General features: G+C 69.2%; 1 protein-coding gene. It reads left to right on the top strand.

Translation table 11 applies throughout. The annotated features are described in order from the left end of the window. Positions 1–555, top strand: a 555-nt coding sequence (locus DM373_RS28415; RefSeq protein WP_425272617.1) for a bacteriophage T4 gp5 trimerisation domain-containing protein, incomplete at its 5' end; no start/stop codon positions are given. Positions 556–649: the final 94 nt, after the last annotated feature.

Below are 649 nucleotides of genomic sequence, written 5' to 3'. Positions count from 1 at the left end.
TTGCGCGCCCAGCGCGACTTCGAGCAACTGGTGGTCAACGACAGCCACGTGCAAATCGGCGGCCACCGCCAATTGCTGGTCCGGGGCGACAGCCTGGTCACGGTGGAAACTGACGAGCAGCGCAGCGTGGGCGGCGAGCGCAAGGTGCTGGTGCGGGCCAGTGACCACCTGGTGGTCGAGCAGGGCAGCCAGACCCGCGTGGGCACGGTGCTGGTGCAGCATGCCGGGCGCCAGGTGCAAGTGTCGGCGGACGGCGAGGTGGTGGTGGAAGGCGGGGCCAGCATCAGCCTCAAGGTCGGCGGGCAGCACCTGATGATCAACAGCGCCGGCATTTTTGCCAGCAGCCCGATCCAGGTGGGGGGCACGCCGGCGGTCAGCGTCATGGCGCAACCCTTGCTGCCGGGCGACAGCCAGGCACAGCCTGCCATGTTGCTACCGACCACGGTAGGCCCGGTGCAACTGGCGCTGGTGACGGCGAGCCAGGAGCTTGGCCGCGCGGTGTGCCCAGTGTGTGACAGCTGTTGCGAGGCACTGCCCTTGGGAGGTGCCGCATGAGCGCGCCGACCCCTTGGCAATGGATGGCACGGGAGCGGGCCAGTGGCCGCGACATCGTGCTGATACTGGATGCCGGCTTCGACGCCCGCCAGGC

Source organism: Pseudomonas sichuanensis (assembly GCF_003231305.1).
GTDB classification, from domain to species: domain Bacteria; phylum Pseudomonadota; class Gammaproteobacteria; order Pseudomonadales; family Pseudomonadaceae; genus Aquipseudomonas; species Aquipseudomonas sichuanensis.
The sequence above is the reverse complement of the archived record's forward strand: the minus strand, read 5'-3'. Positions and strand labels throughout refer to the sequence as shown.